Genomic DNA, 22939 nt, shown 5'->3' on the forward strand with positions numbered 1-22939 from the left:
GCAACTCCAGCGGGAGGCTTAGCCGATTTGCATCAGGATCGGAAAGGTCTCCTGGAACCAGATCGCCACATTGGTGATAAAACCGGACATGAAAGCGAGACCGGTCAGCACCAGCAATACGCCGAGCAGCTTTTCCACGAGGCCGAGATGGCGGCGGAAGCGGACGAGGAAACGCATGAAGGAGCCGGAAAACGCCGCCGCGATCCAGAACGGCACCGCAAGGCCAAGAGAATAGACCGCAAGCAGCGCCGCACCGTCGCCAACCGTATCGCGCGCGGCGGCGACGCCGAGAATAGCCCCCAGAACCGGGCCAATGCAGGGCGTCCAGCCGAAGGCGAAGGCAAGACCCATGACATAGGCCCCCGACAGCGTGGCAGGCTTGCCCGCCCCCTGAAACCGCGCTTCGCGCGAAAACAGGCCGATGCGGAACACGCCAAGGAAATTCAGGCCCATCAGAATGATGATGAAACCGCCGATCTTGGCGAGAATGTCGAGATTCTGGCGCAGAAGCGTGCCGATCGTCGAGGCGCCTGCCCCCAGCGCCACGAAGACCGTGGCGAAACCGAGCGTGAAGAAGAAAGCCGAAAACAGCACGGCCCTGCGAATCTCCGGCCGCGGCGCGGTATCTTCCGTCCTGAACTGCTCGACCGAAACACCTGCCATATAACAGAGATAAGGCGGCACCAGCGGCAGAACGCAGGGCGACAGAAACGAAAGAGCGCCGGCCAGAAGCGCGCTGAACAGGGAAATATCGGCAATCGACAAGAAAGAACTCCGCATTCCGCAAAGCCGCCGCGATTCTCGAGTTTCGCTGGCACTTCACGCTTCATTTTCGTGCATGTCATTGCTGCAAAAGGATTTCACCCGTCCGGCCGACATGTCTGAAGCCGGTTTTATCCCCAGCCGCCCCCTCTCTCCAATCACCTTTTCGGGGGTGCGACAAAAAAAACCGGATTGATTGTCGAAACCGCTTTTTTTGGGTTGACCGAACGGATCGCTCTACATATGTTCCGCGCACTTCCGAAGGGCAGCCAAGCCCCGACACGGGAGAGCGTAGCTCAGCCGGTAGAGCAACTGACTTTTAATCAGTAGGTCCAGGGTTCGAATCCCTGCGCTCTCACCAAAAACCCCATAAAAATCAATATGTTACCGGCGATTTCAATATGTCGTGCGACCTGTTTACGACATTTTGCGACTAATAAAAGTCGCACATGTCGCACGCCGAATTTTGCCTCTCTAGACAGGCTTTCCACCGGCCCACCGCGTCAGCCTCGATATAATCAAATCAGAAATCCACATCGCGCTTGTGCCTGTCAGGAACGCGGCCGCGTTCATGGTCGCGATTGGATCCTCCGGCAAGGGCCAGTTGATGCTGTAGAGGTAGTGCAGCAGGGGCGTTGTGAGATAAGCGGCCGCCAAAGCGCCACAGACCGGCGAGACAATCATTTCCTTCCAGGTTACATTCGGACGAGACAACGCCCGCAGAACACCCCCGAAAAACCCGGCAAACAACACGCCCAGCTTGATACCAAGTGCATCGAGAAAATCAAAGAAGGACATGACGCCAGGCTTTCGGATCAGGAAATGATGAGAGCATTTTGGCATCATGCCTATGCAGTCAAATGAGGGCCGCGTCACGCAGCCGGTCGCACGAGGCCAAGACGCGGAACAAGCCCCTCGATGATAACGCACCGCTGTAACCAGTTGACGTCGGCCGTCGGGGCAGCAACCGCTCCGAACGCGGGAGCGAACCTGTAAGCAGAATTCGCATCGTCATTGCTGGGGTCACATGCAATGCCGCCGTAAACGATGGGCATCCACCCGCCCAGGCCGGAAGCACCGGCACTAGGCGACCACATCAATCCACCTCCGGTGTACGTTCTCAGGCCGTTATTCGCACGCGTGATGAAGCTGGTGACGGGTGTTCGTTGAAGCGGGTTCGCCTTCGCAAGCATGATCGCAGTGACCGTCTTTCCCGCCATCGAGGCGCGCTCGGCCGCATCGAACGGGTTTGACAGGCTGGAAAAATGCCCGTTGGCATCTGCCGGCTTCACCCTGGCGGAATAGGCAGCGCCGGAGCCGGGGAAAATGTTTGCCGTGTCCGTATCCTTCGTGACACTGTTTCCCGCCACATTCTGGAAATTCACCGGAACCGAACCCGTCCAGTTCGAAAGGTCACCATTGCCGAACAGCTGGGTGCCGATCGGCAACTCCATCCAGCTTACCGTGGAAAATGCGCCTGCCTTAGAACTCCGAAACCGCGCCATCAGCGCATCCGCAACAATCTGGGCACCCTTCGAATTAGCCTCAGTGTCAGACAGATGCACACCTGGCGACGGCTCGCCCAGCCGGTACAGCGAGGCATCCTTGCCAGCCTCGAGTATGCGGGCGTGGCTATCGACAAGCGTAAGGCTGGGGAAAGCAGATGCGACGCCACGAATTGCGTTGTTGACGTTGTCATAGCCGGCAGTGTCACGCCATGGATTTTGTGTCGTCATCACCTGCGCAACGCCCTGCCATTGCCAACTGATCAGTCCGATGATCGACCAGAAGAGCCCGCGACCGATTGCAAGGGCACTACCCGGCGTTTCGAAACTCGACATGTTATGGCCGTGATGAGTAATCGCCACGTCCGGTTTTGGAATGGCATCGATCGCATTCGGCTTGCGCGACGCCTCAAACATGCAACCAGCGACCTGTCCGGGCAAGGCCGCCAGATACACAGCCATTGAACCGCGCGTGCCAGTGCGTAGCGTAACCGGCGCGGCGTATTCTTTTGGGCCGTTGGCGGAGGAACCGCCCCACTCCGCCCAGCGATACATCACGATTGTGTAATCGTAGAGATCCCCGAGCGCGACGACAAATTTGTAATAGGGGCCAAACTCCGAATAGCCCGTACTGTCTGAATTGATGAAGAGGACGACGTTCTGCCCGGCCTCCAACTTTGTCTTTAGAGGGCCGAAGGCATTAACTTCCCGAACAGGCCCGCCGTTCAATCCGCGCCAGGGCGAGAGGGCGGACAAACCGCGCCCCTTATTTCCGCGAGCAAGCGAGGTGGAAGCCAGAAGCCGCAGTGATGTTGTCATTGCACCGAAACCTTGCAGTTCGGAGTAGTGGCACCCGTCAGGGAGACGTAGACATTGCCGGCGCTGACGAACACTATCTGCCGGATCGGATCACCGTTCCCATCCACATTTGCAGCGGAAAGCTTGCTATCCGGAACGGGCACCTGGTCAGCGCCATCGGCGCACTGGGTAAAGCTGCAGCGTTCCACCGCCCAGCGATCCGGAATAGGAGAGAACGCGGTAACCCGCATCGCTCTTCGCCTCGATACCCATATTCTCGGTGCCATTCTGCGTGAGTGTTTTCGTCGGCATGTTTTAGCTCCAGCATCCTTGCCGCTGTCCGTTGCGGTCGTTTCCGATGACCCTTTCCGCGCCCGACCTATCGGCGGCAATCAGCGCCACCAGGCCGGAAGGAGAAAGATTATTTTTCGTCCACCCCGCGCAGCTGGTCGCAGGCATCGACTGGCATGCCGTTGCTGCGAAGGCCAAGAACGCAAAGCTCAAAATCTGTTTTGGTCTGCAGGCTCGCATCGTCACCCTTCCTTTGCATCTCGGCCCTGGCGGCCGCCACGGCCATTTCTGCGATCGCGGCCGACTTGCCCTCCCGCTTCGCCGCCGGCACCATCACGAGCGAGGCGACGGCACAGGCAACGGCAATACCGGCCACCGCCCCGCCGATCGCAACCACTGCGGTTTTGATACGGTCAAGCATTGAACTCGGCCTTGATCTCTCGATACACCTTGGCGATGTCCGCACGACGCTTGATGGCGTAGACGCCGGAGAGGCCGATCGCCACAACGATCAGGATCTGCACACGCCAGTCGAGGCCACCGAATGCAGCAGCTGCAGCGCCCAGAAATGTCAGGATCCATTGCCAGACCGTTTTCGATTTCAGGAGCGGTTTATCCAGCTTTTCCGGATCCACCTTCTCCGCAGGCACTGGCGCTGCGGTATTCCCGTCGACGTGAGGCTCCGGCCGTGCAGGTGCGGGAGAAATCGTCGCCGGCGTATCGCCGACTGTCACGAGCCTGACAAGGTCGAGCACATGGCGCAGGCGCGCCTCTACGCGCTCCGGCTTGACCAGGGATTTGTTGAGGCCGTCGCCGGCGTAATAGCTCTGGCCGCGCAGCACCTGCCGGTGAGCGCCTTTCGTATCGGAGAGCACCGGAAAGCTTGCCCACTCCTTGGCGAGGTTCAGGCCGAACTGAACGAGATTGAGTTTTCCCGAAATGAAATCGGCATAGCCCCGGCGCAGGAGCAGGTAATAACCGAGCCTGTTCTGCAGGCCGCCGGAAAAGATCGTCCTGCCATCGATGGAGGGAACCTCCTTCGCGATGCCCTGCAGGGTGGCGCGCATAAACTGGTAACGGCCCGCCGCGCTGGACGCCGTGTCATAGCCCCAGTTTTTTTTCACCCACGTCTTGTTCCCCCATTTTGCCTGCGCATCGACGATATCGCCGTAGGTCATCTGAGTGAGGGGAACAGCCAGCTTTCCCTGGCGGTTTCCAAAAATGGTGTCGAAACCTTTCGGAGCTTCGATATCGCCGATGAAATCGAGTAAGTTTTGCGCATGCAAGGGCACAGCGTCAGGCAGCTTGGCGGTCATGAAAATGGCTCCGGTTTTTTCAACTGGAGCCATGGTATGCGTCCGGAGGTACGGTCAAATGCGCAGTCAGGAGACCTTTACGACGATCTCGGCCCGCCCATCATCCAGAATGCGACGAACCTTTCCGATTGCCGACTTGTATTGCGCTAACGAAATGGTGGCGTCGCGGACGATACTGCCAGAGATCTGTCCCTGATCTCCTCGAACTGGCACGATCCAGTCACCAGGAGCCGCGCCGTAGACGTTCACCGGGACCTTGCCGCAATAGGCGATGCGATCCATCTTGACGCGTTCGCTTTCAAGCAGCTCCTCAAACTCGGAAACTGCCTGGCGATAATCGGCATATTCGGACGCCTCCCATGCACGTCGATGATCTGCACACTTCTGATCGTATTCCTCGATCTGGCGATCAAATTCCGCCTGCGCTTGTGCCGCCTCCTCAGTCGCCATCCGGCTGAAGACAGGAAGTCTCGGCCGCTCGATTTCCAGGGGGACATATTCGGGCTCAGAAGGCCGTTCACCAATTTGCGTGTCCCAGTCATCACCGCCGACAAGGTTGGGATTTGTGGATTTAACACCGAACGATATCGCCTCATCGAAGAGGTCCGTCAGGAGCCCCAGTTCATCGAAGCCAATTATCTGCCCTTTGATGATTTCGCCGCAGTCTTCGGATTTCCGCTCATACTCGGCATAGTCAGCACCGCTCGCATTGATCGTGCCGCCCGCATTGATCGAGCGCCCGGTGGCGCTCTGGCCGTTGACACGCATTGCCGCGTTCGCGCCGTTCGGCGGGGAGCCACGCGCAATCTGGACTTCCAGGGCAGTAACGGAGGCGTTATCGCGCAGGCTCAGCATGGCCTGGCCTTCGGTCGTGGATGATCTGGTTGCGATGATCGCCCCCGCACCGCCGATCGTGAGATTGTTGCCTGTATCGCAACCGATAGACGCGGGCGAGCCGCCAGCGCTGCCGAACCGAACGCGATGCTGGTTTCCAAGAACGATCGCATCAAGCGTGAACGACGAAGCAGCGCCGGAGTTCAGAAGGCTGGTCATGATGCTGCCGGATCCGGCGGCGAGCCCTGCGCCTGCAATACCGTCCAGTATGATGCCGTTGTTGAAATTTCCGCCACCAACATACCCGACCTGCATAGCCGGACCGGGGATGGCAACATTGAAGGCATTGATGTAAAGACCCGCCGAACCAGCCGCCGGCGACGCGCCGGCAGAAGGCTCAACGTCGATCTCAACGCCTACAAGTTTTGCGCCATTCACGCCGGGTGCAGAACCGGCGATGATGTTTGCCCCAAACGACGTGGTGCTGTTCTGCCAGGAAAAAGCAACCGACATGGAGGCCACGACATCCGCAGTGCTGCCCGTGTTCGCAGCATAGGCGAACATCGCATTTGCCGGGGAATGCGTGCCGGAAACATAGCCGGGGCCAAACTCGCGGGAAACACCGAAAAACGTTCCAACCTGACCCGGCCAGATGCCCGCAATATCTTCAAGCTTGTGGCTATCTGCCTGCTCGAAAAGCTTTTCGATTTTCATTTTCGAACCGGCGACGGGGGCGGATCGATAATAATCGAAAACACGAAGGCCACCTGTCGGCTGCGTTCCCGAGAAGGATGCGCCCTGCTCAAAGACGAGCCTATCGGTTGCGGCGAAGGCAAGAGCGGACCCGATTTCATAAGTCCCAGCGGGAAAGACGATTGGCCGGCCGCCGGCAAATGCCTTGGCTCGCAATATGGCGGCCCTGTCGTCAGCGACACCGTCGCCAACAGCCCCGAACATCAGGGGATTTGGAAAGGTCTCCGCAATTTCCCACCACGCGCCATCCGCCGTCTGAAACTTGCCATCGTGCGCGGGCTCGCCACCTGCCTTGACGTAGAGCGCGCCGCCGCCATCACCAGCAACATAAAAGCCATTCACCCGGATCGCATTGATCCCTGCGGGGATCTCGAGCGCCGGCATGCCAACGACCGCTGCATAGATCGGCACATTACCCTGACTGACAATGTCACTCGCCCAGCCTTCGACGAGGTCTTTCATCGCCTCGACTTCGTCACCGATCGCGCCGAGATCCGGACCGGCAACGAGGCGGTTCCCCTGCTTCATCAGGGTGCGCCCGTCATCCATGTCAGCATCAAGCGTGAAGCTCGGCGCGCCGAAATCCGTCACGATCGCGCGGCCAATATCGCGACGCAGTTCCTGCTGTTGCGTCGCAATCTTCGAAAACTCTTTCTCCAGCGCATCCGGATTGATTTTCGTACCGGAAATAACGCCGGCATCACGCGCGGCCACGCGGGCGGAAAGGACCACGAACCGGGTGGTTTCCGGCACGAGGTACGGAAACTTGATGGTGAAGGCGTCAAAGGGATTGAGCACCGTGTTGCCGTTCACCTTGGTAACGACAACGTCGGGAACTTCTTCGAAGCGCAGGGCACCGGCCGGCCGAACACAGACAACAGCATCTTGTGTATCGAATATCTCGAAGTCGAACGGCCCGTATGTGTCGCCGCCATCGCCGACGAGGATATCGCTCAGCCGAAGCTGACGTGGAATGGGATAGGGATTTTCAGCCATAGTCGCCCCGCCTGATTTTTTGGATCAGGCAAAGCGTAAGGGCGGGCCACAGAGGTTAAGTGCGGGATACTCGAACCAACGAGCGGCTAACCAGACGTATCAAAAGGCCTATGCACGACATACCGAGAAATCGAGCACAAACCGATAGAGGCAAGGTTGACCAAGGATCAATTCCCGCCTGCACATACCGACCGTACGCGCCGGTAGCGATAACGATGGAAGCGATAAGAGGAGGCAACAAGATCACCCACCACTTAGCGCGGCCAATAGCAAGCGCGATGGTAACGAGCAGAATAACCATCTGAAAAGGGTCTCGAATTGCCCCCATCATCACGCCGGCGACAACAGCGCTAAAGACGCTTAGTCCGTCCAGAATATCTAGAAAAGCTCCCACAATAGCATCCTGATCAAACGATTCGACCGGAATATAGCTTAAGCCTTCACACCAAAAGGAGAAGTCAAAACGAGGCCCGAGTATCTTCATTCCTGCCCGAGCGCTGCATCTGGATTAGGAAGCCGGCGAAACGTCATTTCACCAGGCTCCCACCAGTGAGAGGCTTTCGCCTTTTGAGACTTGAAGCTTTTGTCTGCGTCCGGATCGAGCAGCCACTGCAGCTGGTCAACGAAGGCACGGCGATACCAGTTGCGGGTTGCCGGGTGCGACGACAAAATCGGCGTGTATCGACCCACATACTTCGCCGCGGCGCGCCCAACTTTTTGATCCTCCGGGTAAATGATCGCCTGGATGCTCTTCAAGGTGAGATCGGCGGTATCGGCTATGAATGCGCCACCTATGCCGCCCAAAGTAGCAACAAGGCTTTGCCCATAACGGTTTTCCGATTTGTCGACGAAATCAGCAAAGAGGCCGCCGCCACCGCCTTTCACGAAAGCCTTAACCCAGAAGGCATTTTCGGTCATATCCTCCGGATCCTTGCCGTTCAGAACGTTGAGGATCTGGATGTAGAACGCCGCGCCCATTGTCAGCGGAACGGCCATAGCGGCGAAATAACCGGATCCACGCGCAACACGGCCGGCCGCGCTTTTCGAAAGCATCGAATAGACATACATCGCCTCGAGCTGGCGCGCTGTGAAACTCATACCGAACGACATGAACTGGGAGCCAAATTCGGCTATTTCGCCCAGGATCGTGCCGCGCTCCACCTTTCCTGTCAGCACGCTCTTGATGCGCGGATCTCCGGCCGGAACCGATCGTTCCTGCCATTGCTGGATCAGCTCGGCATATTTTTCAGCAAGCACGCGATCGCGGGTCTTTTCGAAAACGCCGCCCGGATCCAGAAAGCCCATATTGTCGACGCCGGCCCGCATTTTGTGCCAGTCATCAGGGGTAATGCCGAAACCTTCCATCGCCCGCTGCAGAAGCGGATTAAGGTCGATCCAGTCAGTATCCTTTTCAGCCAGGCCGCCGAGCGTCTCATGCCAGGCCGTTGCCTCGAGACGCTTGCGGGCATCCGTCAGAGGAGAAAGCGCATTCCACGTCAGCGACCGATCGACAAGATAACGGCTCCATTCATGGCCAAACATCTGGTCGACGAAGCGCGCGCTTTCATTCATCGTGTGCAGATAATCGTCCCAGATCATCGCCCGGCGGGCCATCGCCTTACGATCGCCGTCATTGGCGAACCGTTTCAGAATGCCGCCGAAACCGCGCACCACCGGCAGGCCGGCCAGCCGACGCGAAGCTGCAGCTACGAACGGATCTGTTGCGGCCGCCAGAATACCGGTAGAGCCAAGTGCGGCCGACGTCGCGAGGTTACGAATATCGCCAGCCCATTGAGCCGGCGCATCGAGGACAGTTTCCCGCCCGCGCAGGGCACGCCAGAGGCTGTCAATGCGATATTCGGCCATCTTGATGGCTGACATGCCCGGCACCTTCACACCTTCAATATTGAGCGCTCCGGACTGCCGCTTGCCGATATCGACCTGCACGGCCTGTTTCAGCCACTCGATAGTCGCATCCGGGTTCGGTCCAAAGCGCTCCATAGCGGCGATATCGCGTGCCACACCGTTGATGTGGTTGAAAATGGAGCCGATCGCGTCGGAGCTGCCGAATTTCTCATTGTAGGCAAGCCAGCTCCGGGCATCTCTGAAAATCAGAAAGCGGCTGTCCTGGTACTTGCTGGCCACCTTGCCTTTGCCGAACCTTCGCCCTTCCGGCCGGCGGTGCGCCCAGCCATCGGAAGTGATGGTCTCGAAGACATAATCAAGCGAGCTATCGAGCCCGTTGGCGCCAATGACCTCGCCAGTGTTCGGATTGGTCATCTGCTCCGGATCGAGCAAAGGCCGGATGAAATCTTTCCAGCGCTGGCGCGCCTCCTCCGGCGTCCCGCCTAGTTTGCGGATCGCCCGGCGGTTATGGCTGTGCACGATGCCCCAGTCCTGCCGCTTCGGAATATTCCCGCCGGCATCGTTGAAGCGCAGACGCAGATCCTCGAGGACGCCGGAAAGAGCGCCGGCAAGCGCTTTGGCGGTCGGATTGCTAACGTGCTCGCCATGCATGGCCGTGATGAGATCGGGAATATCGACCTTGTTCAAACGACGGCCGAGACCCTTCGAGCGCCGGAAATGATACATCACGTCCGAAAGCTGGCGGTGCGCCAGGGCAATAATCGCATTGGCCTTGCCGGACATGCTCTGGGTGCCCTTGTAACCGTTGTGGATCATCAGCGATAAAACGGCATCGAGCTTATCCGGACGCCCTTTCTTGTCACGGTAGTTTTCGATGAAGCCCGCCAGATCCTTCCGCGCCGCCTCTGTCAGATTGACCTGCCGACGCATCTCTTTGGCATCGGCACGCAACGCGGCCGCCACCTCATCGCGTGCAGCGGCCATCGCCTCGCGTTCCGACATAGCGGCACGCTTGGTGTTGAAGCGGGCATCGTAATAACGGTGCAGTTCATCCGCCTGGCGCGAATTGATCGCCCCCTGTGCTACGGCGGAAGCCAGACAATCGCGCAGGCTCATAGTTTGCATGCCTCCAAAAGATCGGCGAGGAATTCAGGTTCGGCGGCCATCTCGAGCGCTTCCCGGGCGGAAACAACGCTCACCTTGCCGTCGCCATCTTCGATCGCCATAAAGTCGAAATAGTTTTCAGGATTGCCGTTGCGATCGCGCGCGGGTTCGGCGAGCTCGCCGGCGCGGATCTCCGCATTGCGCATGCTGACGTCATCGAGCGGTTCGGCTATGACGCGCGGGCGAATTGATTGCTCCTGCAGGGCGCGCTCGGCAGACGCCGCCGCTGGAGGCTCATTGAGCTGACGCGCCGCCGACTGTGGTGAGACGGCACGATCGGAGACCGCATCGCCCGCCGTCTCGACACGAGCAGCGGCATCATCGATACGCCGTGCAGCGTCAGCAACATCCGAAGCGAAAAAGGTTTCCGCGATATCATCGATGGCATTCGCGTCACCACCATAGATCCGCTCGTAATCATCCGGCCGCATCGTCAGCATCCTGCCGGCTTCCTGCTCGGCTAAGATGCGTTCAACGATCTCGGGGGTGGAAAATTGTCCGGATCCGCCGCATATCTCTCTGCGGCCTGCATGACCTCGATCTGCCCTGGCGAGGCATCCGATGAAACCATGTAATCGTCCAGAACGCGATCTTCGAAGCTCCGATTGATGAGATCGAGCTTTTCGGGCGCGAGCTCGACATTCATGGCTTTCGCCATTGCCTCGATATCACCAGGCTGAGGATTGCCATCGAGGACGCGCGCGGCGATATCCTCGCCACCTTTGCCCATGCGGTAAACGCGGGCGAGCTCCGCCCCGCCCTGGATCGATCCACCGAACAGTGCGCCGAACACAGCGGCAACGCCGGCGTTCTGCAGCATGTCACCCATACCGTGCTCGAGGCCGGCCGCACGCTTGCGCTCCTGGCTTAAGCCCTGCAGCACGAGTTCCTGCCCGCCGTTCAAGAGCGCTTCCGTCAGCATCGTCTTGCCGATCCGGCCAGCAACAGTCGACGACGTCGCGCCACCCGCTCCGAACATCGCCATGCCCCATTGTGTCGGATCGCGGGCAGCGCCTCGCAGGCCACCGACGAGTTGCGCGCCGAGACGTCCGGCCGCTCCGAGCTCCGGCGAATTCAGCGCCTCCTGTGATGCCTTTTCAGCATCTCGCATTACCTGGTTGTGCGCTTCCTCGACACTCGTAGACAGAACCTGCTCAAGCTCCTGACGATACTTGCCGGAGAGCGAAAGCGCCTTGGCGTTGAACTCTTCCTCACGCGAGGCCCTACCTTCCTCATCGACGGAGGAAAACGCCGTGCCGCCACCCCCAGTGACATCGCCATCACATCGGCGCGATCCGGATCCAGATCGACGGCCGCCGCTTCCCGCATGGGATTTGGCAGCGTCTGGCCGGTTATGTCGGCGATCAGCTTGATGCGCTCATCATAAGCCTTTTCCAGACCGTAATAATCGGCATTGGTATTTTCGATCAACCGCATCGTTTCATCGGTCGCGCCGGCAGCCTTCGACCAGGCCTCACCCCAGCTCTCAGGTCCGGCCGAGCGGCTTGCGGGCAGATCCGTGACGTTCGGCAGCTGGATCATCGGTAAGCCCCGGAACACGCGCACCGAGCCTGCCCTGCATGCCGGCGAGATCCAACACGACGGGATTGCCATCCTTGTCGGCTATGAACTGGGGGACGAGCTAGACAAATCCCCGAGCGCAAAAGCATAACCGCCGGTGACCGCAATCGGCGTCGCTTTCTGGAAATCACGCGCCGTCCAGGTGCGGCCGTTCTTTGCGACCACCTGCCCCACATCGTTATCCTCGAGCGCATCGATGAGATCGCCGAACTTGTCAGCACGGATCGATGGTGGCACGAGGATCTGACGTGACCGAGAGAACATCCCGCCGCTGAATTTCGTGAACCCGCCGAACTGGACCCCATTCGAGAATGTTGCGCCGGCCGCCTCCTGGTAGGCCTTTTCGTAGAACGGTCGCGCGTCTTCTTTCTTCGGATCGATGCCGGCATCATAAAGGCGCTTGCGCGCGATCGCGGCGGCCGCCTCGTCAAGTCGGTTCACCTCCGCAGGCGAAAACTGCAGGGCATCGCCGGCGATCGTCTGGGCAACCGGAATACGCTTCGTGTTCGGGATATCGGTATAGGCCTTGCCTTCCGGGCTTTTCCCATAACCGGAAATGAGATCGAGCGCCGCCTGCCTGTTACCGCCAGCAGCGACCAGGCCGCCGGAAAGAGCAACCGCCGGTGCAGTCTCGCCCAGTTCACGCAGTACCCGATTGGCATCACGGCCGGCCGCGTCCACGAGACCGGCAGCAATCGCCAGCCCCTTTGCCGGATCCGCCTTTACAGCCGCCTCAATCTGCTCGGCCTCGCCCGGGCGGAAATAGCGCGGCGAAACGCCAAAATGCTGTCCGGCGGCATTGGCAGCATTGATCCGCTCCGAAAAAGCGCCAGCAACCATGGCAGGATCCACGTCACCATCCAGTGGCAAGCCTTCCGAAACCGGCAGAACACCGAAGCGCTCGGCAACACCAAGCGGATCCACCTGCAGATCCTTTCGATGATCTGCAATAGCCTTGCGGGCAAAATCAACATCGTCAGACGTCGCATTCTCCCCCAGGATCGTCTTGACGGATTTTTCCACCTCCCCAATCGGCTGGGTTCGAATGGCGTCCGAAACCTTCATCCGCGTCAGCGTCGACGAAACGATTTCCTTACCGCGAGGGGCGGTTCCGGCATCGAGCTGGAACCTCGCAAGCTCATCAGCACCGACCGGTAGGCCACGGGCGATGCGCTTCGCCATGTCTTCGCCGCGCTTTTCGAGATCTGCATTCGATTTGGCATCCTGCGTCCGGCGAGCGCTTTCCGCCCCCGTCAAACCCTTGTCGATCGCATCCCAGTCATCGGCCGTCACGCCATCGAGGTTCCCGGCGGCATAGTCGCGCTGCATGTCCGCGCGCATCGTTTTGATCTGATCGGCGTTCATCGTCGCCGCCTGCCTGGTGTAATAACCCACCGTCAGATCGGAACGGCTCTTGCGCTTCGCCTTCTCCGCCTCTCCAGCGGTCAGGACACCGCGAGCCACGGCGCTGTCATAGTGGGCGTCGATCGTCGACTGCGTATCGGCAAGCGCCACACCAGCCGCGTCGTCATCCATTTTCAGGCCGGCGAGCTGCTGGCTTTTGCGGTTCTCGAGTTCGTCAACGCGACCGAGAAAATCGACACGGTTTGCGGCATCTGCCCGCTCTTTCTGATCGGCCCGCGCCTTGCTCAACAACGCCATCGAGCGTTTGTTGTATGCGGCAGTATACTCCGGCGCGATTTCCTCAAAAACATTGTCGCGCAGATCTGCGGTCAGATTTTCCTGCAGCGCCTTTTCGAGCATGGCGGGATCATCTTTGTAGGCCTCATAAACCGCCTGCTGATTTTGAACCATGGCAGCGTCGGCCATCTCGAGATAGGTGCGCGTGCCAGCCACATCATAGGCGCGACCGGCAGCTGTATTTCGTCGGGAGGGGCGCCATGTTCCCGGCTTTCCGCGCTCAATCACCACAGGCTCGCGAACAGGAGTAACTGACACCGGCCCTACGGAGGAAGAAGACGGCAGTTTGTCATAGGTTCCGCCACTAGGCGCGACTTTCGAGGTCCAACGCGAGGCAAACTGCCCTGCGGTCATATCGGATGTACCGCCGTTCAGGCGCACCGCATCGTGACCAACAACGTCGACGGCTAAGGCGTTGGGATTTGCCAGCAACTTGGAAGCCCCGCCAGCACCCTGCTGATGAGCAAGGTACAATTCGCCAGCGTTAGGCTCACGGCCGAGAGTTTTCCGCAGATGATCGCGATTGTCTCGCATGAGGCGCGCAGCTGCATCAGATGCCTGGGCCGGATCGAAGCGGTCACGAAGGCCATATTGCTTTGCCGTGCCGTCGACGAACTGAAAAAGGCCACCCGCCGACGAGTTTTTATTCCGGGCATATGGGTTAAAAGAGCTTTCGATACCCGCGACTTCCGTCAAGGCGTGGGGATCGACACCGTTCCGAACGGCAGCATCCGCGATCATCGTTCGCAGTTCTGCAGGCGGCACCTTCACGCGAACGCCATTTGACGTCTCACTCTCCTTATACCCACCACCCGAGATCTTAATGAGGCCAGGTGCATTCTCTAAGGCTTCTTTCCGAGACAGAGACGCTTCTCTTTTTTCGGCCTCTTGTAATGCCTGAGCACCGAAGTCATCCGCCATACGGGCAAGGCCCGCAGCCACCTTGCGTTCGAGATCTCCGCCCTCGCGCGAAACCGAAAGCAGCCCCTCACTCAAAAGGGGCTGCGCGCGGAATGGCTTGTAAGATACAGGATCCAGCCTTCTGTTTGTCATATTAGTACCCGTCTGCGATGGAAGTTGCACCCTTGAAACCGATCATTGCCGCATCGAACATGGCCGATCGCTTCGCACGCGACGCCCTCTTTCGATATTCGGCCTCACGCTCCTGCAGGCGACCAATCCGCGTCTGCTCCGTTCCGACATCAGACGTGATACCGAGATCCAGTTGCCGGAACGCGTCTTTTCGAGCCTGCATCGGCGTTCCGAAGGAAAGATCAACGCCGGACGCAGCATAGGCAACGTCCTGCTGCGCTATGCTGTCCATCGCCTCTTTCTTGAGAGCCGTGCGCCTCGTGATACCCTGCAGGGTTTCAAGCGGCACCTCGCGCGCAGCATCATCGGCGGCCGCATTCAATGCTTCCGCGTCGGCATTGCCGGCATTGATGGACTGGACCATCCCAAGAACAGTCGCCGTTCCCTGCAACAGCGATGACAGCGAAAAACCTGTCGCAGCAGGAGCCGCCACCCCTGTTGTCACTGCGCCGGTGGCGGCCCCTGCCGCTGCAGCACCGCCACCCCCAAAGATAGACGTCACAAAACTCGCCGCCAGCTCCATTACAGTTTCACCCCCGCGATATAATCCCGCACACGCAGCCGCCCGGGGCGAACCTGCGTAATTGTCAGTGTCGGATCCATGCAGACGCCGATGAGGCCGGAAACCGCGATATGACCCGTGAAATTCTTCTTTGCGGCAACCAGGTCATCGCTCATCAGCTGCAGCGGCACATTGCGCGCCGTTCGACCATTTGCGCCGATAGCTATGCTAGCGGTGTCCTCGAGATAAAGCCGAACAGACACCACCTTGCCGGGCCGTCGCACAACATCGTCATTCGGGAGAACACGCACGAAAGGCATGCATTCATGCAACGGCGCGGACCATATACCGACGAGCGCAGCCTTTCCTGCAATCTCGGTTTGCACCGAGCCCGCAGACACGACAAAAGGCCCGTGGAAATCGTTTTCGATTTCAACCCAAACGGCGCGACCATTGAAGCTGGAAAGGCCGGAGATCTGCCCCGTCAGGTCAGTGACCGCAGACACAGTCAACTGCAGAACACTTTCTTCATCTTCAACAAGGATTTCCCGGGTGTACGCCCCGTTGCGCTCTACTGTCAGCCAGACACGGTCGAGACCATCAACGGAAATGTCATGAACTAAACCACCTTCGGCAACCGGCCACTCACTGGCCGCAAGCCTGATGTCCTGACTGACGTTCACGCCGCCGGAAATAAGCCGCCCATCTTCACGTAGGATCCAGAGGCGGTCAGCGGACATTCCGCCCCGTTTACGCTGCACCACCAGTTTCCGCACGTTGGAGACGATATCGTTGTTGAGATCGTTCACGGGATCGGGCTTGAAAGCCTCAGAGACGGCGTCATAGTCGGCAGAATAAAGAATGCCCCCGTCACGCGAGACGAAATAAATCATTCCACCCAGCAGAACAGGCTTGCAACCCTTCTTTGTGCCGATCTCTGACGCCTTCACCCAATTGAGGGGCTTTCCCCGCTCTATCGTCCGGTTAGACGCGAAATATTCCGCCCGGTTCGTAAAAACCACAAGGTACGTGGCATCGATCGCATACAGGACGGTTTCGGAAACTTCAGTTCGAAGCGCCTCCAGCCGGGCAGCGTTATCAGACTGGCTTTCAATGTTGAGATCGAAATACTCACCGATGCGTGACATGGCGATGGCGGCTGGCTTCGATCGAGGCGCGATGTAGACTGATCGATCCTGAAAATTCGTCATCGCTGCAAATCCGCCCCTGGTGACGGAAATCAAGGGTTCACCTGCCGTCTTGCCGATCGACGCGTGGGTGACGAGTGCCGATGCTTCCGATGTGTTGACTATCCGGGCATCGAAATCATATTCCTGCCCCTGCAGAGGGCCGCCGAAACGCACAACCAGCCGCCAGAACCGACCGCCGCCGCCGGCATTGGAAACCGTCACACCCGACGAGAAGCCGGGCAGAGCAGCAATCTTGCTCTGGATGTTGAGGCAGAACGCATCCCAGCCGCCGAGATCCGGAGCGCCGCCAAGGTTTGCCGCTTCCGTTGTATTTCCTTCGACGGTCATGGACACGGCGAGCTCCGGCACGCCTTCACCCCAACGAAAGTAAATGTCCCATACATCGTCCGTCTTTGCGTAATCACCGCCAAGATCAACGTCAGGAACAAATTCAAACGGCCAGGCACCCACAGTCCATAGCGCGTCATTCGAGGAATTCCGCAAAATTCTCAAACCCGAAAAAAGCGACGGATGAAAGATACCAACCGTGTTCGCTTCGCCATAGAATTCGAGATCCGGCAGCATTTCGGATGTGATTTGCGGAACGGCGACAGTCGCAACTTTAACCAGATCTTGCCGCCATATCTCGACCTGCCCCGCCATGAAATAAAGCGTATAGGAAAGCGCCGAGCTCACGGTGAGAGTGGTTTGAACGACTGGAGCCGCCGGAGCCGAGCCGACCAGGCGAGATCCGGGCAACAGCGTAAAACCGCTTTGCGGCACTGGCTCTACGCCAAGCATCCGCTTCGCACCGGAATAGTACTGTTTCAGGTTAACCTTGCCGAATAGGCTCTGCGCCAACTGGCCGGCATTCGCTGAGCTCTTGAGCTGTCCCGCAACGCGCGCCATCAGAATTCTCCATGCCAGGGAAGATAGGCGCGTCCACCGGTGTTATGCACAGCGGTCAGAGGGTCATTCGCAAGAAGCGGCTCGCCGATCGGTGCACTCGCCTTGTCCTGGGCCATCAACCGGCCGAACAATCCGCCAGTGCCCTCACGCGAAGGAGTGCCGAAAGCCTCAACAAGCTTTGCCTCTCGCAGATCCTGATCGGCCCAGACCGGAATGGCCAGATATCCGGAAAGTGCGATGACGAAGGCAGCACGGAAGGAAGGATCCCAGTAATCAGGATCGACCAGGACTTTGCAAAGAGACCAGGTGTCCGTCACATTCGCGAACAGCATCCCTTCCTCGATGGCAAAACACCGCAGTGGTGACGGCGATTGTCCGGCTCGATCCATGATCTTGAGAGGATTTCCGATGCGGTTGCCCGGCAGAGCGAAAGCATGCGACCAGCCATTGTCCGGCCTGTCGGCTAGGCGCGTGTTTTTGAAGGTCTTACGGGCGAAGGTCCAATCATGCATGCCGAAGACCTGGTCGACAACGCGTCTCCAGGTTGCCTCGATCTGCTCGGAGAGCTCCGAACCGTCGTCGATCGAAAACATGGGGCCAGCACCGATATCCGTCAGCGCCTCGTTGATGATCGTCGCCCTGTCAATTGTCATGACCACCGCCCGAAAAAAGAAAACCGTGGCCAGAGAATACCGGCCACGGTCCATCGTTGAGTGCGACGCGAATTAAGACGCGGCCAGACCACCATCTACGGCGACGGTGACGTTGCCGGTCGGCGGCACGGCCGTGGTTCGAAGCACCACGCGCGCCGTCGTACCGTTGATATCCGCTACGCAATCGATGATGCTGCCGACCGTCAGATTGTCACGGCTGTCATTGAAGAAACCGGCGGCCTGCACCTCAGCCAGCGTGTGGACGGTGGCATAGTCGAAAAACATGATCTGACGCTGGCCGGGAATGCTGATCGTGGTCCGGCGGCGCAGATCGCGGGGGCGATGAGCCATAGTCGTATCCTTTTCAGTTGAGACAGGAGGGCGAGCCGCCCGCGCGAAACGGGCGGCATGTCACATCAGGTCGGGCGAACCGTATCGTTGATTGCGAGGTAACGCAGACGCTTGACACCTTCCGGGAGGAGGCCGATGGCCGCGCCGGAAAGAGCCGTGTCGCAGAGAAGCGGCTTGCCGGCCTTGCCGATCCATTCGTTGATGTCCATCTGCTCTTTCGACCAGAAGGTTTCACAGCCAACGGCGGATTTCGTCCACATGAACGTATCGAGGTAGCCGGCAGCCCATTCGTCCTGACCTTCCACCCATTTGGCCGTGCCGTAGTTGAAATGCTCATCAGGCAGCGCCATGATATGGATGCCCTTCCAGGTCTTTTTGTCGACGATACCCGACTGAGCGAAGGGAAGATCCTTATCGCCCTGGTAGTCCTTGGAGGAGAATTCCTTGTACCAGCAAAGCTGCTCGAACCACATAAACGGGATGGGGTAGTAAATCTCCTCATCCGAGCCGACGCCACGAACCTGGGCGGCAGCACGATTGACGAAGGGAAGATCGATGCGCGCACTGCCGTCGCCGATCGTCTTCGGAACGGTCGGGCCGCCGCCCGGAATGTTGGCATTGCCGACGTTGCAGAACGCGTCGAGCGCATCGAATTTCAGGTTGTCGCGTTTCATTCGCACCGATTTGGCCATCGCGTCGGAAACTTCCGCCTGGTAAGACGGAGCCTGGCGCAGCGTGTCCTGGTTGCGAATGGTCGCTTCCGCCGTATAGTCGGAGGCCTGCAGGGAAACGACGTCGATGTCGAGCCCCTGCGGACGGACTTCCTCGATTGCGCCGGAAAGCTTGTACATTTTGATGCGGCCGCCCGCGATCGGGAACTTGACCGTACCGGCGACGTTTTCGCCGGTTTTCATGGTGCCGTCGAGAAATCCACCCTTGGACTTCAAACGGGTTGCGACGTCGTCGCGGATTTTTTCTTTGAACCAGGCTTCAACAGGCATGTGTGACCCTCAATTGGTGTGATGGACGAAATCACCGTGAGGGCCGATTAGCCGGGCGCTACTGGGTCCGGTGAAGGATAGCCAGCATGTTCCCCAGGTCGCTCCCGTCCGGTAGCAGGCAAATCATGCCAGCGGGCGGGAGCCGTTAAGTGCGTCAGCCGGGATAAACGCGTTTATAGTCGGCCTGCAGCTGGTCATAGGACGCGCGGTCGAAATCCTTGTGACCGACAGTGTTCTGCGGCAGAGCCCCGCGCTTGGCCAATTCAGCCTTTGGATCAAGACCACCGGAGCCACCAAACTGCATGGCAGGGCCGCCACCCTGGCCACCGCCGACAACGCCACGCATCCACTCAAACACGCGATGCCCTTTCGCGCTGTCCCCGAGCATCGCCTTGGCAAATTCGACGTCATCTTTCGCAAGGCCGCCGTTTTCGGCGCCCTTGGCGGCAACGCTATCGAGGAACGCGTAATTTTCGTTCATGCGCTTTTCGACGGCCTGGCGCTGCTCGGCCTCCGGCAAGTGCTTGGCAACATCCGGAACGAGGGCGGCCCGCTCGGCCTTCTCGTCGACAACCGGCTCCATCAGGCCCATTTCAGACGAGACGGAGAGGAACTGCTGAACCATGCCCTGGTAAACAGGCAAAGGAACCTTGTTATCGAAAGCGTACTGCTGCATGCGCGCCGTCAAAGGATCGCCTTTCAGCGTTTCCAGATGCGGCTTAATCGCTTCCGGAATGTCGCCGGAAAACTCCGCATAAGCCTCAGCCGTCGCCCCAACCTTGTTTGCCGCGTCGCGGTCTCGATAACCGTCGAGCGCCTTTTTCATGTTGTCGATCGTCTCGGTGTTGCTCTTGCCAACAAGATGATCCGCGATGCCTTCCGGCTTGTAGATATCTCCGGCGGGCGGAGACGGTGCGCCCGCCGGAGGAGCGACAGCCGATGGAGGCGGCTGCGCGCCCGCGTCGGCGGGAGGAGGAGCCGACGCGGAAGAACCTGCCGGCGGCGCAGCTGCTGCAGCATCACCGCCACCGCCGCCACTGCCGCCCGCGTCCGAGTTGAACAGCATCAGGTCAAAAAAATTGATGCCGCCTAAAAATCTGCCTTTCATGATCCAGCTCCATTCTGGTTTTGAGATTTCGATAAGAGTTTTTCGCCATGACCAATGGCCGCGAGGATCGCCTCGCCGACGCCATTAATGCCCTGCCGTGTTGCCGTGTTGAGTGCTGTTTGCTCGAAGGTCTGGCCGGTCGAGCGCAATGGCATGCGAAGGGTGATATCCATCATCCATTCGAACATGGCCCGGCCTTCAGGCGTGTGGTAAAGCCCATACATAAATTTGGCGACACCTTCCCGCGGCTGCAGTGGCGCATCCTGCAGCTGCGGCCTAAACAGGGCCTCGAGCCCTTCCCAGCCGTCGCCGTCATCCGTAAGCCGCTCGAGCAGATCCATAGGCTGAGCGGCGCGCTCCGGAAGAAATGGACCTGACATCAAGCAGCCCTCCGCATATCCGCCACAGCGAGATCCTTGATCGCGCCCGGAGCCTGCTTTGCCATTTCGGCCGCCATCATCGCCTGCATCTGCTGGCGACGTGCATCCTCGATCTTGAGGAGCACCTTTTCCTTTTCCGCGTCGTCAGGGATCAGATCCTTGTCGATCTGCAAGCCGTCGGCGATCCGCTCCATGACCTTGTCCTGGTTCAGATAGAGCTCGCGCTGCTCGGGACCGGCAAAGGCCATCACCATATCGTGGTAATTGGCGATCGAGGCGATGCGGTCCGCATTGAGCGCAGCCTGCATCGGCGAGCGGACGTTCACCGAAACCAAAGGTCATCCACCTGCTGGATCCCGGGCAGCATGCCGAATTCCATCAGGATCTCTGCAGCTCGCGGCACAACAACCGGCATGATCTCGCGGACCAGGCGGCCGAATGCGCCGATGTGAATGTTTGCACGCTGCTGCAGACGGGCCGTCATTTCGGAGGCGGAACGCGGCGTGCCCTCATATTCCGGCAGGCGCGTATCGAACATGGCCTGCTTGATCTGGCCCTGCAGATCGCCGATGAGCATCTGGGCAACGTTCATGCTTCCCGACGCCGGATCGAGGCGCTGCACGTCCGGACCGAGAACGCCGCCCGTCGATTGCATCGCCCAGAACTGACCCGGGGCCATCTGCACGGTGTTCGGGTTGAATGTGCCGCCGGCGCGGTAACCCCAGATACCCAGCATGTTGATCGCGGCGCTTTTCAGAGCAAGCTCTTGCGCCTTGTTCAGCGTCTTGATCGTCGGCAACGCAGTCAGGATTACGCCACGGCCGTAAGCCTCGCCGGGCACGCGGTAATAGCGGGGAATGGCAATCGGCTGGGTCCGGTAACGCTCATGCGTCACGAGACCCAGTGCGTTATCGATGCGCGCGCCGAAGTGCCAGCCACCACCCGGCTGACGATCCGCCCACCAGTCCTGGTAAACCAAAATCTCCTCAGACGGGCGGGTTCTCGCCAGCTCCTTGAAGTTGTCAGGAAACCGGCCCTTCGACCAGGCGTCAACGATCTGGTCGCGCCGAAGCGTCTGCCGCCACGACACCAGGTTGACCCGGCCGAAAGCATCGGTCGATATCGCCAGCTGGTCGAAGGGAATGCAGGCAAACATGATCGGGTTGCTGGGCGTACCTTTGACCGGCAACAGCGCGCCAGTGCCCACGGCCAGATCGATGCACATTTCGTGAATGGCAGTATCCCAGTCACCCGCCAAGAAAAATGGGTGAATGAGGGTCGAGACCCGCGACAGTTCCCGGTTGAACTGCTTTTTTTCGCTGTCCTGCAGCGCCATCGCGGCGAGAGGGCCAGCCTCGAGCTCGAATGTGGACTGGCCGGCCGGGAAGAGATCGCGCTGCAGATTGCCCGCGAAATACATCGCCGACATTGGCGCGGTCATATCGAATAACCGATCCGGCCCGCGCGCCTTGCCATTCGCGCCGCCGCTGGGCCGACGCATCGGCACGGCGAAATCATAGGCCTCCTGGTAGATCGGCGTCCAGTGAGAGCGAGCGCCCCAGGTGTTATCAACGCGGGTTTTCAGAGCCTGGACATCAACGTTGAAATCGCCATCCATCAGGCAAGCACCGCGCTGGATCCGCCGGCGTCAGCGCCACTGTCCTCAAACAGACGGCGGCCACGGGGCGCGCGCCGCGTGGCCGCCACTGCCTGATTGTTCCGGTTCGCTTCCGCAAGCTGCCGATCGTTCGCCACCTGCTGCAGCTGACGGCTCTTTTCCGCCTCCTGCTTTGCGCTCTTGTCCGACCCGCCGAAAAGTCCCTTGACGATCTGGCCCATGCAACTCCCCGTTCAAAATCCAAAGGGTTCCGCCCAGGTGCTGGAAGCCGACGAGGCGCGCCATGCGCACACCGCTGGGGTTGCTTTCCGTCACATGGGTTATGACGGTTCGATTTTGGGCCAGAGCCGTCAGCGTCAAATGCGCGATACGGACGAGTTCGCGCATATACGCGCGGGCGGGCGGGCGAAGCGCCAGACAGAATTCCCATCGCCCCTCACAATCCGGGACGAGATAAGCAATGGCCAACAACTCATCACCGGCATGAAGCGAGACACTTTCGCCGTTCGAACGCTGCCAGATCGCTGCCTTACGCGCGAGCGCGCGCCCGCCCGCGCACGCGAGGCAA

At 59.4% G+C, this 22939-nt stretch carries 23 protein-coding genes and 1 tRNA gene; 1 reads left to right on the plus strand and 23 read right to left on the minus strand.

The window, feature by feature from the left end; translation table 11 throughout:
- Positions 1–18: 18 nt before the first annotated feature.
- The gene (locus O3W47_RS24765) at positions 19–765 is read right to left on the minus strand and encodes a cytochrome c biogenesis CcdA family protein (RefSeq protein WP_003523449.1); all 747 of its coding nucleotides are present in this window, start codon (positions 763–765) and stop codon (positions 19–21) included.
- A 282-nt stretch (positions 766–1047) separates the two neighbouring features.
- Between O3W47_RS24765 and O3W47_RS24770 the strand changes: the two genes are divergently transcribed.
- Positions 1048–1123: transfer RNA gene (locus O3W47_RS24770), tRNA-Lys, on the plus strand.
- Positions 1124–1236: 113 nt separating this feature from the next.
- Here the strand turns inward: O3W47_RS24770 and O3W47_RS24775 are convergent.
- The 22 genes from O3W47_RS24775 to O3W47_RS24880 form a co-directional block, all read right to left on the minus strand.
- Positions 1237–1560: a hypothetical protein gene (locus tag O3W47_RS24775; protein ID WP_269314802.1), complete on the minus strand. Its 324-nt coding sequence runs from the start codon at positions 1558–1560 to the stop codon at positions 1237–1239.
- A gap of 74 nt (positions 1561–1634) precedes the next feature.
- Entirely contained in the window at positions 1635–3086 is a 1452-nt protein-coding gene (locus tag O3W47_RS24780; RefSeq protein ID WP_269314803.1) for an SGNH/GDSL hydrolase family protein, read from the minus strand.
- Positions 3087–3233: 147 nt separating this feature from the next.
- On the minus strand, positions 3234–3377 hold the full coding sequence (locus tag O3W47_RS24785; RefSeq protein WP_269314804.1) for a hypothetical protein: 144 nt from the start codon (positions 3375–3377) through the stop codon (positions 3234–3236).
- Between the two features lie 109 nt (positions 3378–3486).
- Positions 3487–3777 carry a hypothetical protein gene (locus O3W47_RS24790; RefSeq protein ID WP_269314805.1) on the minus strand — a complete coding sequence of 97 codons (291 nt, stop codon included), beginning with the start codon at positions 3775–3777 and terminating at the stop codon, positions 3487–3489.
- Positions 3770–4672, minus strand: a complete 903-nt coding sequence (locus O3W47_RS24795) for a hypothetical protein (protein ID WP_269314806.1) — start codon at positions 4670–4672, stop codon at positions 3770–3772. The genes O3W47_RS24790 and O3W47_RS24795 overlap by 8 nt, the downstream gene beginning before the upstream one ends.
- Before the next feature lie 66 nt (positions 4673–4738).
- A complete protein-coding gene (locus O3W47_RS24800; protein ID WP_269314807.1) occupies positions 4739–7255 on the minus strand; it encodes a hypothetical protein in 2517 nt (838 codons plus the stop codon).
- Positions 7256–7310: 55 nt separating this feature from the next.
- Complete coding sequence (locus O3W47_RS24805) at positions 7311–7739, minus strand: hypothetical protein (RefSeq protein WP_269313737.1); 429 nt, start codon at positions 7737–7739, stop codon at positions 7311–7313.
- Positions 7736–10237, minus strand: a complete 2502-nt coding sequence (locus tag O3W47_RS24810; protein WP_269314808.1) for a hypothetical protein — start codon at positions 10235–10237, stop codon at positions 7736–7738. Before O3W47_RS24810 ends, O3W47_RS24805 begins: the two co-directional genes overlap by 4 nt.
- A complete protein-coding gene (locus O3W47_RS24815; protein WP_269313739.1) occupies positions 10234–10716 on the minus strand; it encodes a hypothetical protein in 483 nt (160 codons plus the stop codon). Before O3W47_RS24815 ends, O3W47_RS24810 begins: the two co-directional genes overlap by 4 nt.
- Before the next feature lie 29 nt (positions 10717–10745).
- Positions 10746–11396: a hypothetical protein gene (locus O3W47_RS24820; protein WP_269314809.1), complete on the minus strand. Its 651-nt coding sequence runs from the start codon at positions 11394–11396 to the stop codon at positions 10746–10748.
- Positions 11396–11827, minus strand: coding sequence for a hypothetical protein (locus O3W47_RS24825; protein WP_269314810.1), 432 nt, complete (start codon positions 11825–11827; stop codon positions 11396–11398). Before O3W47_RS24825 ends, O3W47_RS24820 begins: the two co-directional genes overlap by 1 nt.
- Positions 11828–11908: 81 nt before the next feature.
- The gene (locus O3W47_RS25405; RefSeq protein WP_442864619.1) at positions 11909–14620 is read right to left on the minus strand and encodes a transglycosylase SLT domain-containing protein; all 2712 of its coding nucleotides are present in this window, start codon (positions 14618–14620) and stop codon (positions 11909–11911) included.
- Between the two features lies 1 nt (position 14621).
- A complete protein-coding gene (locus tag O3W47_RS24835) occupies positions 14622–15182 on the minus strand; it encodes a hypothetical protein (RefSeq protein ID WP_269313741.1) in 561 nt (186 codons plus the stop codon).
- The gene (locus O3W47_RS24840) at positions 15182–17260 is read right to left on the minus strand and encodes a hypothetical protein (protein ID WP_269314811.1); all 2079 of its coding nucleotides are present in this window, start codon (positions 17258–17260) and stop codon (positions 15182–15184) included. Before O3W47_RS24840 ends, O3W47_RS24835 begins: the two co-directional genes overlap by 1 nt.
- The gene (locus O3W47_RS24845; protein WP_269313744.1) at positions 17260–17913 is read right to left on the minus strand and encodes a hypothetical protein; all 654 of its coding nucleotides are present in this window, start codon (positions 17911–17913) and stop codon (positions 17260–17262) included. Before O3W47_RS24845 ends, O3W47_RS24840 begins: the two co-directional genes overlap by 1 nt.
- A 72-nt stretch (positions 17914–17985) precedes the next feature.
- Positions 17986–18264: a hypothetical protein gene (locus O3W47_RS24850; RefSeq protein WP_269313745.1), complete on the minus strand. Its 279-nt coding sequence runs from the start codon at positions 18262–18264 to the stop codon at positions 17986–17988.
- A 65-nt stretch (positions 18265–18329) separates the two neighbouring features.
- Positions 18330–19265 carry a phage capsid protein gene (locus O3W47_RS24855; protein ID WP_269313746.1) on the minus strand — a complete coding sequence of 312 codons (936 nt, stop codon included), beginning with the start codon at positions 19263–19265 and terminating at the stop codon, positions 18330–18332.
- 154 nt (positions 19266–19419) lie between these two features.
- The gene (locus tag O3W47_RS24860; RefSeq protein ID WP_269313747.1) at positions 19420–20373 is read right to left on the minus strand and encodes a hypothetical protein; all 954 of its coding nucleotides are present in this window, start codon (positions 20371–20373) and stop codon (positions 19420–19422) included.
- Positions 20370–20714 (minus strand): hypothetical protein, encoded by a 345-nt coding sequence (locus O3W47_RS24865; RefSeq protein WP_269313748.1) that lies wholly within the window; start codon positions 20712–20714, stop codon positions 20370–20372. The genes O3W47_RS24860 and O3W47_RS24865 overlap by 4 nt, the downstream gene beginning before the upstream one ends.
- A 38-nt stretch (positions 20715–20752) precedes the next feature.
- Positions 20753–21088 (minus strand): hypothetical protein, encoded by a 336-nt coding sequence (locus O3W47_RS24870; RefSeq protein WP_269314812.1) that lies wholly within the window; start codon positions 21086–21088, stop codon positions 20753–20755.
- The gene (locus O3W47_RS24875; RefSeq protein WP_269314813.1) at positions 21076–22371 is read right to left on the minus strand and encodes a portal protein; all 1296 of its coding nucleotides are present in this window, start codon (positions 22369–22371) and stop codon (positions 21076–21078) included. The genes O3W47_RS24870 and O3W47_RS24875 overlap by 13 nt, the downstream gene beginning before the upstream one ends.
- Complete coding sequence (locus O3W47_RS24880) at positions 22371–22592, minus strand: hypothetical protein (RefSeq protein ID WP_269313749.1); 222 nt, start codon at positions 22590–22592, stop codon at positions 22371–22373. The genes O3W47_RS24875 and O3W47_RS24880 overlap by 1 nt, the downstream gene beginning before the upstream one ends.
- Between the last annotated feature and the right edge of the window lie 347 nt (positions 22593–22939).

The sequence above is a fragment of the Agrobacterium sp. LMR679 genome (assembly GCF_027157905.1).
Taxonomy (GTDB): Bacteria; Pseudomonadota; Alphaproteobacteria; order Rhizobiales; family Rhizobiaceae; genus Agrobacterium; species Agrobacterium leguminum.